At 43.5% G+C, this 13,703-nt stretch carries 8 protein-coding genes; all 8 read left to right on the forward strand.

Translation table 11 applies throughout. From position 1 onward, the window contains the following. Window positions 1–21 precede the first annotated feature (21 nt). The 8 genes from ACRYKC_RS12340 (at window position 22) to ACRYKC_RS12375 (ending at window position 13,699) form a co-directional block, all read left to right on the forward strand. Window positions 22–2,337: a beta-galactosidase gene (locus tag ACRYKC_RS12340; RefSeq protein ID WP_433807032.1), complete on the forward strand. Its 2,316-nt coding sequence runs from the start codon at window positions 22–24 to the stop codon at window positions 2,335–2,337. 70 nt (window positions 2,338–2,407) lie between these two features. Further along, the gene (locus tag ACRYKC_RS12345; protein ID WP_433807033.1) at window positions 2,408–3,781 is read left to right on the forward strand and encodes an ABC transporter substrate-binding protein; all 1,374 of its coding nucleotides are present in this window, start codon (window positions 2,408–2,410) and stop codon (window positions 3,779–3,781) included. Window positions 3,782–3,813: 32 nt separating this feature from the next. After that, the gene (locus tag ACRYKC_RS12350) at window positions 3,814–6,747 is read left to right on the forward strand and encodes an extracellular solute-binding protein (RefSeq protein ID WP_433807034.1); all 2,934 of its coding nucleotides are present in this window, start codon (window positions 3,814–3,816) and stop codon (window positions 6,745–6,747) included. Next, window positions 6,740–7,627 carry a carbohydrate ABC transporter permease gene (locus ACRYKC_RS12355; RefSeq protein WP_433807035.1) on the forward strand — a complete coding sequence of 296 codons (888 nt, stop codon included), beginning with the start codon at window positions 6,740–6,742 and terminating at the stop codon, window positions 7,625–7,627. Before ACRYKC_RS12350 ends, ACRYKC_RS12355 begins: the two co-directional genes overlap by 8 nt. A 27-nt stretch (window positions 7,628–7,654) precedes the next feature. Continuing rightward, window positions 7,655–8,533: a carbohydrate ABC transporter permease gene (locus ACRYKC_RS12360; protein ID WP_433807036.1), complete on the forward strand. Its 879-nt coding sequence runs from the start codon at window positions 7,655–7,657 to the stop codon at window positions 8,531–8,533. Between the two features lie 18 nt (window positions 8,534–8,551). Continuing rightward, window positions 8,552–10,573: an SMP-30/gluconolactonase/LRE family protein gene (locus tag ACRYKC_RS12365; protein ID WP_433807037.1), complete on the forward strand. Its 2,022-nt coding sequence runs from the start codon at window positions 8,552–8,554 to the stop codon at window positions 10,571–10,573. Beyond that, a complete protein-coding gene (locus ACRYKC_RS12370) occupies window positions 10,566–12,836 on the forward strand; it encodes a DUF5696 domain-containing protein (protein WP_433807038.1) in 2,271 nt (756 codons plus the stop codon). Before ACRYKC_RS12365 ends, ACRYKC_RS12370 begins: the two co-directional genes overlap by 8 nt. Continuing rightward, entirely contained in the window at window positions 12,833–13,699 is an 867-nt protein-coding gene (locus tag ACRYKC_RS12375; protein WP_433807039.1) for a carbohydrate ABC transporter permease, read from the forward strand. Before ACRYKC_RS12370 ends, ACRYKC_RS12375 begins: the two co-directional genes overlap by 4 nt. Window positions 13,700–13,703: the final 4 nt, after the last annotated feature.

Consider the following 13,703-nt stretch of genomic DNA (forward strand, 5'->3'; position numbering starts at 1 on the left):
CAAGTTGAGAAGGAAAAGGTCATGATTAATGGAAAAGAAACGATCTTATTTGGTGCAGAACTTCATTACTTTCGAGTTCCCAAGCAAGAGTGGAGAAATCGGTTAAAAGATGTGAAAGAAGCTGGCATCAATATGATCAGCACCTATGTGCCGTGGCAGTTCCACGAAATCGAAGAAGGGTACATAGATCTAACAGGCGAGACAAGAGGAGAGCGTGACTTTCAATCCTTTTTACAAATGGTTGCAGAAGAAGGATTATACTGTCTCGTTCGCCCAGGTCCTTATGTGATGGCGGAAATTATCGATCACGGCGTTCCGACCTGGTTCATTGAGAACTACCCGAAGGCGGTCGCGCTGACAGAGAAAGGCGACAAACATGCAACTCGAGTAGTCAGTTATCTTCACCCGATTTATTTAGAAAAGGTGAAAAACTGGTATGAGTCGGTCTGTTCAGTCATTCAGCCGTATCAAGTAGATCAAGGCGGACCAGTCATCCTTTTCCAGCTGGATAACGAGGTAGGGATGTTCCATTGGGTCACACATCAAGGTGATTTCAATGAAGTGACGGTAAAGCAATTTCAACAATACTTAGAAGAAAAACGATCACTGTCTGCAAACGATCATACCTATTTTGAAAACGTATACAAAAGCGGAGATACCATTCAGCCCCTACCTGTTGAACTGAAAAATGATTATTTTTTGTTTATGCGAGAACACTACCGAGCGTATTTGGAACACTTGAAGCAATTGGCCCTTGAGCTGGGAATCACCGTCCCTTTTGTGATTAACATTCATGGATTCCATACGACGGACTTTCTGAAGCGAGGCACGATGTATCCAATTGGAATATCGCAATTGTTAGAAGCTGCGAAGATGGAGGACACATTAGTAGCGGGAGATTACTATATCGGGAATATCGAATACGACAACTACATCGATATTGTGCTTGCTAATGCTTTTACAAAAGCAATTCAATCACCTGATCAGCCGCTGTTCTCTGCTGAGTTTCAGGGAGGAAACGCCTCATACAGGCCCAAGTTGCAGCCGAGTACGTTTGATCTCACCACAAGACTGTGTTTTGCCAACGGCATGAATGCCGTGAACTACTATATGTTTGTCGGAGGAGAAAACTACGAAGGCATCGGTCTAAACGGAAGACGGCATGAGTGGCAGGCGCCGCTTACAGCCAGCGGAGAAAAGAAGCCGCACTTTCAAGTGATTGGCCACCTCGGTAAGATGTTCCAAACGTTTGAAAAACCGTTATTGGAAGCGAAACAAACGAGGCATACATGCTTTGCTTTTTATCCTGATTACTACATGACTGATTATAGTAATCATTTTTCTTCGCCGTTAATTGAAACGTTTCAACGCGAACGCGATTTGAACATTTTCAATGGAATGGCAAAAGGGTTACGTGTAAACAACATTGTATTCAACAGTCTGAATGTTCAAGAGGATGGAAAGATTGATGTCGGCAAGGTTCCGACGCTATGGATGTTCTCAATGAAGTGGATGGATCCGCAAGTTCAGCAAAAATTAGTCGATTACTTAGAGGATGGTGGAAAGCTAGTCCTGTTTCCGACGATTCCGACCCGTGATTTGAACGATCAGCCATTTACTCTGTTAAAAGAATATATCCAAGTGGAGTCTAAAGACCGCAAGAGTGGTTTTGTCCGAGCAGGTGACATCGACAGTGTCAAAGTTCCTTATATGGAAACGTTCAAGGATGAAAAAGGAGCATTTGCCTGGTCAGAAGATGAAGCAGAGGACGTGGTTGCTTTTGAGAAGGAGGTTGGCAAAGGTCGCCTCTTTGTCTTTGGAGCGGCACTGGGGTTGAATTTCAACCATGAATATGACGTCATCCGGGAGCTTGCTCAAAGGGTAGGTGTGAAAAGCGACTTTGAACTCGAAGAAGAACTGGATATTTCTATCCGTGCTATTTCCGAAAAGAGCTATTTCATCTTCCTTCATAATTTTGATGAATATAGAAAAGAAACCCCAGTTTATAAAGCGGGGCAGCCATTATTTGAAGGTAGCAAAGTCAGTATTCCTTCTAAAAGCGGATTGATGCTTCCGGTCAATATCCCTATTCGTGATGATGTAACCATCACTTATGGAACAGCGGAAGTATTCAATGTCGAAGAAACAGCTGACGCTTTACGTGTAAAAGTGAAGCTGAAGCAAGCAGAGGACGTCTTCCGATTTATCTCCTCTACATGGAGACCATTGGAATCTCCAGGAATCATAGTGGATAACGAAGCCGAAGACACTTTTCATGTAACTCTGCTCAGATCCCTGGAGGAAGAAGCGACCATAGATTTTGAGAAGTTTGTTTGATCAACTTGCTGATTGAAAGAAATGCTGCTTTCTTTTAATCCAAGTAAAAATAATAAAAGAGGTGTATGGAATGAAAAAATGGTTTTCTATTGTATCTTTATTAACTGTTTTGGTCTTATTTTTAGCTGCTTGTTCCGATGAATCATCATCAGAAGGTGAAGGAAATTCTGAAGAGAGCAATGGCGATCAAGTGACCTTGAAGATTGCCAGCTGGTCCTTCGGTACGGAAGGTGAAAAGAACCTTAACCGTATGATGCTAGACGCTTTTATGGAAGAGAACCCTAACATTAAGGTGGAAATCGACGAATCGATTGCAGATCCTTGGGAAGAATCATTGGCTTCTGCAGCAAGTGCAGGGGAAATGCCGGATGTATTTTCTTTGACAAATGTTCCAACAGCGGTTGCAAACGATTGGACTTTGGACATCACGGAATATGTTGAAGCAGATGAGGAATATCAAAAGCTTCCAGAAAGCGTAAGAACAGCGATTACTTATAACGAAAGTGTCTACTCTGTTCCTTCCTCTCAACATATCATGGGGTATTTTGTAAACAAGGACTTGTACAACCAGGCGAACTTGGACGCTCCTTATTTTGGAATGAGCTTAGAAGAATTTGAGACAGCCGCAAGTGATGTAACCAATGTAAATCAAGGAGTTGTCGGTCTGAATGAAGCAAACGCAATTCCTGAATGGTATCCAGCTGCAGCAAGCAAGGATTTGGGCTGGTACACGTTTAATGATGGATTTTCTCTAGATAGTAAAGAGTTTATCAACGGAATAAAATTAGCGAATGACATGAATACAAACGGCTATGCATACGCAACTTTGACAGAAGATCAAAAAGCGAATTTTAACGGGAAAGACGTAACAGAAGCTTGGTTCAATAACGGAATCGGTATGATGTGGGGTGGAACATGGGCCCTTAGTGGATATGAACAAAATGCCGATTTTGACTGGGATTTCATCGGTATTCCAGGAGATCGACCGGTCATTACTCATGACTTCTACGGAATCTCAAGCTCTACAGAACATCCAGAAGCTGCTTACAAGCTCGCTAAATGGATGGGCTTTGGTAAAGATGGCTTCATGAAGCGTATCGAAATCACAGATCAGGAAGATGAACTTGGTCTATCCAGTGTACCACTGATTAACGACCAAGAAGTCTTAGATGCTTATTTCGAAAGAGTTGACGTAGCAGGAGTAGAGAAGGCTTATGAAAACATCGAAAATGCTGTAGTCGAGCCATTCAAGACAACTCCTGGCTATGGACAAGCTCGCTGGGAAGCACCGACAGGAGTAGAAGTTGGCGATCAGGCTAATGCACCGATTGGAGCGCTTATTGACGCAAGTGTTTCTGGAAAGATCAACATTGAAAACTATGCGAGTCAAATTAATGAATTAGCGAACAAGAAATACGAAGAAGCGAAAGAAGCTCTTAAGTAAGAACGAACGAGAAAGGTTGAGGAGGTAATAGCATGAAGTCTAACGTGCTTTTGTGGTCACTAATAATTCTGTTCTTCATCCCGCAGACAGTCGTTCTAGCAAACGGTGAAAAAGACGGCGAGGAGGCTGTGAAGCAAATTGCAGAACAGAGTTATCACCTCGAACTCAACGAATGGAAGAAACAAGGTTTGGATAGCATCGCTCAGTTTGAGCGAGCTGTCCCACCTTCTTCATTTACAAATGTTGACGATGAAGACTTACTCCCATCATCAGAAAGCCATGGATATGGGGATGGCGTATTCTATTGGCGTAATCAAAAGTCATTAACGGTTGAAGTCGAGGTTGAAAAAGAAGGATTATACGAGATTGGATTCGATTATTACCCGCAAGGTGATTTGATCATGCCAATAGAGGGTGCAATCCAGGTGAATGGGAACTATCCTTTCTCTGAAAGCAGACAGATCGTTTTCCCTGCCAAATGGAAAAATGAAACAGAAGACTTTGAAACGGATCGTTCTGGAAATGAAATCATTCCGAAACAAGAACCGATTCAAGAATGGATGAATGTAAAAGCGGAAGATTCTACATATCAATACAAACGTCCACTTAAATTTCATTTAAACGAAGGAAAAAATACGATAACACTTCAGAATTTAAGAGGGGAAATGCTAGTCGGTGATGTTCATGTGACTGCACCCGCTCAAATCCCTGATTATGCAAGTTATGTGAAAGAACATCAAGATGCAGCAAAACCGAAAAAATTGACAACGTATGAAGCGGAGCACCCGTTTGAAAAAAACAGCTCCTATATTCGTCCGATGGCGGAAGAAGATCCATCCGTCCATCCATATGATCAGGACCACCTCCTTTTAAATACGTTAGGAGGGGACTCATGGAAGAAACCTGGTCAAACCGTTACGTGGGAAGTGGAGACAGAAGAAGCAGGTTATTATCAGTTATCTTTTAAAGCGATTCAAAATAAAGAATCCCAGTCTCCAGTGTATCGGACGATCAAGATCAATGATCGTGTTCCTTTTGAGGAAGTCGAGCAGTACGCTTTCAAATACAGTAAAGAGTGGTACAACGAGACAATCAGTGATGAAAAAGGCGATCCTTACCTCTTTTATCTCGAGGAGGGTAAAAACACGATCAGTCTGAAGGCCGATCCGTCTCCGAATGCACGTGTATTGTTTACAATCGATAAAGTGATGAGAGGCATTGATGAGCTTTCCTTATCGATCAGAAAATTAATCGGAAACGGACAGGGCAACCGTGATTGGGATATTGAAGAATACCTTCCTGACATACAGGATCAATTAAATGGCTGGGCGGACCAGTTGAAAGAAGAGACAGATTACTTACTTTCCTTGAGTGGAGGGGAAGAGACGACGGAGATCGCTTCGTTGCAAATTGCAATTGAAAGACTGGAAATGCTGGCCGAAACACCGGATGAAATTCCGAATCAGCTGACACAATTATCAACGGGCTCTAATTCAGCTGCGCAGCTTCTGGGGGACATTTCTACGGATTTGACCGCTCAACCCCTGCTTTTGGATCGGTTCTATGTCCATGGGGATACCTCTTTACCAAATCCACAGGCTGGTTTCTTTAAAAAAGCGAAAGATTCTATCGTCAGCTTTTTCCAGTCGTTTACAGAAGATAACTTAGCGACAGCAGAAGTGAGCGACGATACGCTGGAGGTTTGGGTGAACCGTCCAAGGCAGTATGTAGAGCTTTTGCAAAACATGACGGATCAGAATTTCACCCCGGAAACAGGTATCAAAGTGAAATATTCCTTAATGCCGGATGAGCAGAAGCTTGTCTTAGCGAGCGCAGCTGACACCCAGCCGGATTTGGCTTTGGGGATCAGTAACTGGGTTCCTTATGAACTCGCCATCCGTGGCGCTGCTGTTGATTTAAGACAGTTCGAGGATTTCGGAGAAGTTGGAAAACAGTTTTCCCCAGGTGCATTTTTGCCACTCATCGTGGATGAAGGGGTGTATGCCCTGCCTGAGACTCAGGACTTTTTCGTCCAGTTTTACCGTAAAGACATTATGCAGGAGCTTGATATTCCTGTCCCTGACACATGGGAAGATGTAACAGAGATTCTTCCGGAATTACAGCGGTACGGAATGAATTATTATACACCATTGGCTCAGGAATCCGCGTTTAAGGCTTTTCAAACCACAGCGCCGTTCATCTATCAATTTGGCGGCAGTCTTTATAAAGAAAATGGTATCGGGACAACGATCGATGAAGAGGACGCTTTGGAAGGCATTCAGTTCATGGCTGACCTTACTACCATTTACAGTATGCCGCTTCAAGTACCGAGATTCTACAACCACTTTCGATACTCTACGCTTCCCATTGGTGTCGCCCCGTTTGGAACGTATGTTGAGCTGACGACAGCTGCTCCTGAAATTTCTGGGTGGTGGGACATTACTCCACAGCCCGGCGTCAAGCAAGAAGATGGCAGTGTAGCCAGGTGGGCGCCAGGCTCCGGCCAAGCTTCGATGATTTTTGATGGAAGCGGGAAAAAAGAGGATGCCTGGGAGCTGTTGAAGTGGTGGATGTCTTCAGAAACTCAGACCGATTTTGCAGTCACACTGCAGACGTTATTCGGACCTGAATATATGTGGAACACAGCGAATCTGGATTCTTTTGCTCAATTGCCACTGCCTGATGAGCACAAAGAAGTGATCCTCGAGCAGTGGGAGTATTTGAGAGAGGTACCTAAGACGCCGTACGCCTACATGGTGGAACGTGAAATCAGTAATGTATGGAACAAAGTCGTCTTTGAAGGAGAAAATGCCCGGGCGGCTGTTGATGACAGTGTCATCTTAATCAACCGTGAAATGAGGCGGAAGCTTGAGGAATTCGGATATATGGAAAATGGAAACGTGGTCAAAGACTACAATATTCCTACGATTGAAACGATAGAAGGGTGGCTGGAGACAAATGAATAGTAAAGGATACTTAAGCACATCCGTCTTTCTGGCTCCTTATTTACTGTTATTTACAACGTTCATCATCATTCCGGTCGCTATTGCCATTAGTTTGTCTTTCACCTATTTCAATACGATTGAATTACCTTCGTTTATTGGATTATCCAATTATGTCAACATCATTACGCAGGATAACACCTTCATGCAGTATGTGCTACCTAATACGTTGATCTTTTCCCTTATCGTGGGACCGGGTGGCTACATCCTCGCCTTTTTACTTGCGTGGATGCTTGCTCAAATTTCTAAAGGACCGCGCACCGTTCTCGCCTTGATCCTCTACTCGCCGTCTATGACGGCGGGGGTGGCCATGGCCGTTGTGTGGAAGATCATATTCAGTGGAGATCAGACCGGGTATTTGAACAATCTATTAATCTCGATGGGCTTCATCAACGAACCCGTTCAATTTCTGCAATCCCCAGAATACTTAATGACCATCATGATCGTCGTAACATTGTGGGGATCCATGGGGGTAGGATTCCTGGCCATGCTTTCAGGTGTATTAAATATTGACCGGGAAATATACGAAGCTGCTTATATTGATGGCATCAGGAACCGATTCCAGGAGATCATTTATATTACGATTCCTTCCATGAAGCCGCAAATGCTTTTTGGAGCGGTCATGGCTGTCGTTACAACTTTCCAGGCCGGAGCGATCGGAGTAGAACTATCCGGTCAGAACCCGACGCCGCAATATGCTGGACAGCTAATCGTCAATCACTTGGAAGACTTCGGTTTTATCCGTTATGAAATGGGATATGCAGCTGCTTTGTCCGTATTGTTGCTTTTATTCATTTATGCATTCTCTAGAGTGGCTATGAAATTATTCGGAGAAAAAGATTAATAGATAATTTTAAGAGGGGTGGGACACATGGCATCTTTCCATGGGACGAAAATAAATCCAGACCGGTTTCATAAAAGTCAGCTTAAGTTTTATTTCATACTGATTCCGATTGCGATCCTTATGATCATTCCAATCGTGTACATTTTTTCACATGCCTTTAAGCCGATTGATGAGCTTTTCGCTTATCCACCGAGATTCTTTGTACAAAAGCCAACGCTTCAAAACTTCCAGGATCTCGCCAGCAATACCAACGCAACGGGCGTACCGATGTCCCGGTATCTTTTTAATAGTATCGTCGTTACACTCATTGTCGTTTTCCTTACAGTTTTGATCAGTACAATGGCAGGGTACGTCTTTTCAAAGAAAAACTTCAAGTTCAAGAAAACCATCTTTGAAATTAATACGATTGCTTTGATGTTTGTTCCAGCTGCCGTCGTGATTCCGCGTTATTTACTGATTGATGAAGTAGGGTTGTTAGACACATTCTTCGCCCATATCTTTCCGCTTTTAGCTATGCCGGTCGGATTGTTCCTTGTCAAACAGTTCATTGATCAAATTCCGGATGAATTGCTCGAAGCAGCCAGAATCGATGGGGCCAATGATTTTCATATATTCTTTAAAATTATCGTGCCATTAGTTAAACCAGCTATCGCAACAATCGCCATTCTGGCTTTCCAGGCGGTATGGAACAACGCTGAAACCTCTACGCTGTTTGTCGACGACGAAAATTTAAAAACGTTCGCTTTCTTTATGTCGACGCTAGCATCAGATACGGGAGGCAACTCTGTTGCGGGGCAGGGAATGGCAGCAGCAGCGTCGCTGATCATGTTCGTGCCGAATTTGATCATCTTCATTTTCTTGCAAAGCAAGGTCATGAACACAATGGCACACTCTGGTATCAAGTAACGAGAAGGAGGAAGGGAAATGAGGGGATTTTTCATTGCATTGCTTAGCTTATGGTTACTCATTTTGTTTCCCGCAGTTTCCTCTGCTTCCGTTTCTGTCCCCTATAAAACAGAAACATTAACAGCTGATGGAGAGCAAATTGAAACACAAACCGCTTATGCTCCCATTGGCTTATTTGCAAAAGGAGCAGATATCGTCAATCCGGAAGACATTTACGTCGATGATCAAAACCAGATCTATGTCGCAGATTCCGGAACCAAAACCGTAACCAAATTTGACGATGAAGGAAATCCACTGCAGGTCTATGGCAAAGATCTATTGCAGCAGCCGTTAGGCGTTTATACCGACCAACAGGACAACGTGTATGTGGCGGATTATGGGAGCCAAAAAGTATTGAAATTCAAAGAAGATGGAGAACTACTTCAGGAATACACCAGACCGGAATCTCCGTTATTCGGAAAAAATGCCCCCTTTAAACCGGAAAAGGTTTCGGTGGATAAGCGAGGGAACATCTACATAATCGGAGAAAGTGCGAACAACGGAATCATCCAGTTGAGTCAGGATGGAACTTTTCTCGGATATTATGGCGCAAATACGTTACGACCATCTGTTAAATCGTTTATTCAAGAGATGATTACAACTCAGCGTCAGCAAGCAAGCCTGTTCATGAAAGAACCCCCGGCACCGACGAATATATCGATCGATGATCAAGGGTTAGTTTACACCGTCACTTCAGGCACGACCTGGGAATCGATTCGTAAATTGAACATCGCAGGAGGAAATATTCTGCCCTCCGAAATGACAGAAAAGACGAATCTAGTGGATGTTGCGGTAGGATCGATCGGTAATATTTATACGGTTGGAAATGATGGGGTCATCTCTGAATATGACAGCGCTGGGAATGTGCTTTTTTCCTTTGGCGGGAAAACAAGTGAAACGAACCGGCTGGGATTGACCATGCAGCCGTCCGGGATCGAAGTCGATGATTTAGGCAGGCTTTACGTGACCGACCGGGAGCAAGGAACAATCCAAGTCTATGAACCTACGGAGTTTACAACAACGCTTCATCAAGGATTAGCGCTCTTTGAAGAAGGATTCTATGTAGAAAGTGAACAATATTGGAACGAGATTCTCCGTTTGAATTCCTCATTCGGACTCGCCCACACAGCTAAAGGGGAAGCCCTTTATAAACAACAGCAATACGACGAGTCACTAGAAGAATTCCGACTAGCCAACGATAAAGAAGGCTATTCAAATGCCTTTTGGGAATTGCGTTACCGCTGGATGGAGGAGAATCTGGCAGGAGCCTTTATGCTTCTCTTCGCTGTATTCGTGACAAGGGTGACGATCAAGGTAACGGATAAGAGAAAAAATATCTTACAGCCTGCAAGAGATATGGGCAGGAAGATGAAGCGAAAAAGTTTATTAAACCAGCTGGCCTTTTTGCCTCGTTTCATTAAGCATCCGATCGATAGTGTCTATTATTTGAAAAACGGCGAACGCGTATCGATTTTGTCTGCGACGATTCTCTACCTATTCTTAGTCGTTGAGTACCTGTTGACGATTTACTGGACAGGGTTCCTTTTTACAAACAGGACGCTTGTGGATGTTAATGTCTTTTTTGAAGTAGGAACGGTCTTACTTCCGTTATTATTGTTCGTTGGTGTCAACTATCTTGTCAGCACGATTACCGATGGAGCGGGAAGATTCAGGGATGTTTATATCGGAACGATCTATTCACTTGCTCCAGCGATCTTATTCTTGCTGCCGATTACGCTCGTTTCCAATGTGTTAACTTACAACGAAGCATTCGTCTATAACTTCTCTATGCAGATCATGATTATCTGGTCGATCGTTTTGTTGTTTACGACGATGAAGGAAATCCATGACTATTCCTTCTGGGGTACTGTCAGGAACTTTCTCGTAACGATCTTCGGCATGTTCCTTACAGTCTTAATCTTTTTCGTGCTTTACGTACTGTTCGATCAAGTCATTGACTTTGTCATCTCAATCATTGAGGAGGTGATTCTTCGTGTCTAATAAATGGAAGTGGATGGTGCTCATCGTCATTTTACTTTTTCCTGTTCAAGTCATTGCCACGACACTGACAGACGATGAACCCAAAACCGATATTTCTGAAGAAGAAAAGCAACGTTCAACGAAGATGCTACGATATAAATCCAATCAATACACTCAACCAGAAGATGAGGAAGGATCCTTTGAAAAGGACAACAGCGTCGAGGGGTATGAGAAGGTCGCAGAGAACGACACCCTTGTTTTATATGTGGAAGAAGCCTCTCTCGCGTTGAAGATTGAAAACAAACAAACCGGCTTTATCTGGAATTCCGGACTTATCAAAGGTAAGGAATACAACTTGAACACCATGTGGTCCAATATGGCTCATTCGGCCTTAACCATCGATTATATTGACGGAGATAAAACGTCTTCGGAAAGTATCTTAGCCAATGAATCTCAGGTGTCTCTGAAAAAAGAGGAGAACGGCTTCTCCGCCACGATTGCTTTTGAAGAATCAGAGATCGCGCTGCAGCTCGATGTTCTTTTAGATGGAGCGTCTATTGAGGTAAGTGTTCCTCATGACAAAATCGTCGAAGGAGAAAATAAGCTCGCTACTCTAAGAGTCTATCCGTTCTTAGGTGCTGTAGAAGGAACAGATCAGGATGGTTACATGTTCATCCCTGATGGAAGTGGTGCACTGATGCGTTTTGAAGAAAAGCAATTAGCATCGATGTCTCCTTATCGAGCATCCATTTATGGGGAGGACAGAGGGTTTAAGAGGAAGAAGACTGAAACGGAGGAAGTCGTTCGGGTTACTCCGGCTCATAAAGTGACGATGCCTGTATACGGCGTTACAAATGGCGTCGATGAGAACGCTTATGTGAATGTCATTGAAGAAGGGAAAAACTTCGCGGACATCCTCGCATACCCTTCTGGCGTATCGACCGATTTTCATTGGATCACAGCGCAGTATAATTACCGGTACCAGTACTATCAGCCAACGAGCCAAAACATGAGCGGCTTTAATGTTTTCCAGAAAGATATGAATGCGTTCGATATTAAAGAACGGATCACCTTTTTGAATGATGAAGAAGCCAACTATGTCGGAATGGCTCAGACTTACCAGCAGTATCTCGTAGAAAATGACGTGCTCAAGGAAGGGAAAGATCAAGTCGATATCCGCTTGGAGTTTCTTGGAGGAGAAATGAAAGAAGGCTTACTCTGGGATTCTGTTCAGCCGATGACCCCAGTCAAGGACTTGCCTGACTACGTTAAACGTTTGCAGCAGCAAGGGGTGGAGGATATGCACGTCACCTACCGCGGCTGGTCAGAAGGCGGTTTGACAGGGACGCTTCCCGAGAAGTTTCCATTAGAAAGTAAGGTAGGAAGTAACGAAGAATTCAAGGAAGTGAATGACTTTTTCAAGAATGAGAATGTCCCGTTGTATTACTACACGGATTATACAAAGGCGTATGAGGGTGCGAACGGATTTTCCGGCCGGACAGATGTCGCAAGGAAAATCAATTCAGAGACCATCGCAAGTCAGGGCGAGGAAGAAGCTTACTTTTATCTAAGTCCGGAAAAGTCGCTTGAAATAGCTAAAAAGGATATCGCCAAGTACGAAGAAAATGAGATAAGAAACCTTGCCGTTGATACGAGCGCAAATGCGTTGTTCTCTGACTTTAACCATCAGATGAAGAGACCGGAAGTGATGACGGTTTATCAGAATATGTTCGAGGTATTAAGCGCAAATATGGAGTCTCTTGCGTTGTATCAACCGAACGACTACTTGTTGTCAGAGACTGATCGTTATCTGGATATTCCGATGTACTCATCCAATTATAACTTTGTGACCGATACGGTGCCGTTCATGCAAATCGTATTAAAAGGCTACATCCCTTATTACGCTTCCTTTTCCAATTTCCATTACAATCCTGTAGACGAAGTGCTCCGCATGATCGAATATGGTGCTTATCCTTCGTTCTACCTGACGACAGAACCATCTCATGAGTTGATGCACACGCCATCCGAAGATCTTTACACGTCTGAATTTAAAGGGTGGGAAAAAGAAATTGTTGACCAGTATAAAAAGGTTAAGCAAAGCTTGGGACAGGTCGAAGGAGCAAAGATTATAAACCGGAAAGTCCATCAAACGGGAGTGGTGGAAGTCGGTTACTCGAATGGAAAAGCGATCGTCGTTAACTACACAAGTGAGGACGTGAAGGCAGAAGAATTTGAAGTGGAAGCTAAAGGATATCAGGTGATCGACCGGGGGAATGAATCATGAAGCAACTCTCATTGAAAAGAAAAAAAAGCTTGCTGGGATTATCGTTCTTGTCTCCATGGATCATTGGGTTTCTCGTTTTCACGGCATTTCCATTGCTCTACTCGCTGTTCCTGAGTTTTCAAAAGGTGAAAATTACACCTAGCGGAATTAAGACGGAATTCATTAAGTTCGAAAACTACGCGTATGCCTTTACGGTAGATGCAGAATTTACGCAGATCTTGCTCAAATTTTTACGTGAACTTGTCATTTCAACACCGATTATCATTGTGTTTTCTTTAATCATTGCTTTGTTATTGAATCAGCCGATTCGTATGAAAGGGTTTTTTCGAACGATCTTCTTCCTGCCCGTGATCATTGCCAGTGGTCCTGTTATTACGGACTTGATGGAGCAGGATGTCACGTCGATTCCATCGATTGAAAACTATGCGCTCTTCGCTATGTTTCTATCGAATACAGATGGGTTCTTGAATACCATTCTCACATACTTGATGGACAACTTGATCATCATCTTGTGGTACTCCGGCGTTCAGATTTTAATTTTCTTAGCGGCTTTGCAAAAAACAGACCGGCAAATCTATGAAGCTGCCAAAATTGATGGAGCTTCCAATTGGGAATGCTTCTGGAAGGTCACGCTGCCGACCCTATTTCCAATGATTATTGTGAATTTGATCTATACAATCGTCACGTATTCGGTGTTCGCCCTGAATCCTGTCGTTGATCATATCCAAAGCAGTATGTTCGATATTTCCACGGGCTTCGGCTATGCTTCTGCTCTCTCCTGGGTTTACTTCGTTGTCATCACGATTGTGTTGGCGATCGGTGTCGGTACCATGGCGATCAGAGGAAACAAAAAGTACACATAAAGGA

Source organism: Halobacillus sp. A1-3 (genome assembly GCF_050971765.1).
GTDB classification, from domain to species: domain Bacteria; phylum Bacillota; class Bacilli; order Bacillales; family Halobacillaceae; genus Halobacillus; species Halobacillus mangrovi_B.

What these genes read in the sequence shown, in the direction of transcription:
- ACRYKC_RS12340 (WP_433807032.1), top strand. Translation starts at nt 22, where the DNA reads ATGATTAATGGAAAAGAAACGATCTTATTTGGTGCAGAACTTCATTAC.
- ACRYKC_RS12345 (WP_433807033.1), top strand. Translation starts at nt 2,408, where the DNA reads ATGAAAAAATGGTTTTCTATTGTATCTTTATTAACTGTTTTGGTCTTA.
- ACRYKC_RS12350 (WP_433807034.1), top strand. Translation starts at nt 3,814, where the DNA reads ATGAAGTCTAACGTGCTTTTGTGGTCACTAATAATTCTGTTCTTCATC.
- ACRYKC_RS12355 (WP_433807035.1), top strand. Translation starts at nt 6,740, where the DNA reads ATGAATAGTAAAGGATACTTAAGCACATCCGTCTTTCTGGCTCCTTAT.
- ACRYKC_RS12360 (WP_433807036.1), top strand. Translation starts at nt 7,655, where the DNA reads ATGGCATCTTTCCATGGGACGAAAATAAATCCAGACCGGTTTCATAAA.
- ACRYKC_RS12365 (WP_433807037.1), top strand. Translation starts at nt 8,552, where the DNA reads ATGAGGGGATTTTTCATTGCATTGCTTAGCTTATGGTTACTCATTTTG.
- ACRYKC_RS12375 (WP_433807039.1), top strand. Translation starts at nt 12,833, where the DNA reads ATGAAGCAACTCTCATTGAAAAGAAAAAAAAGCTTGCTGGGATTATCG.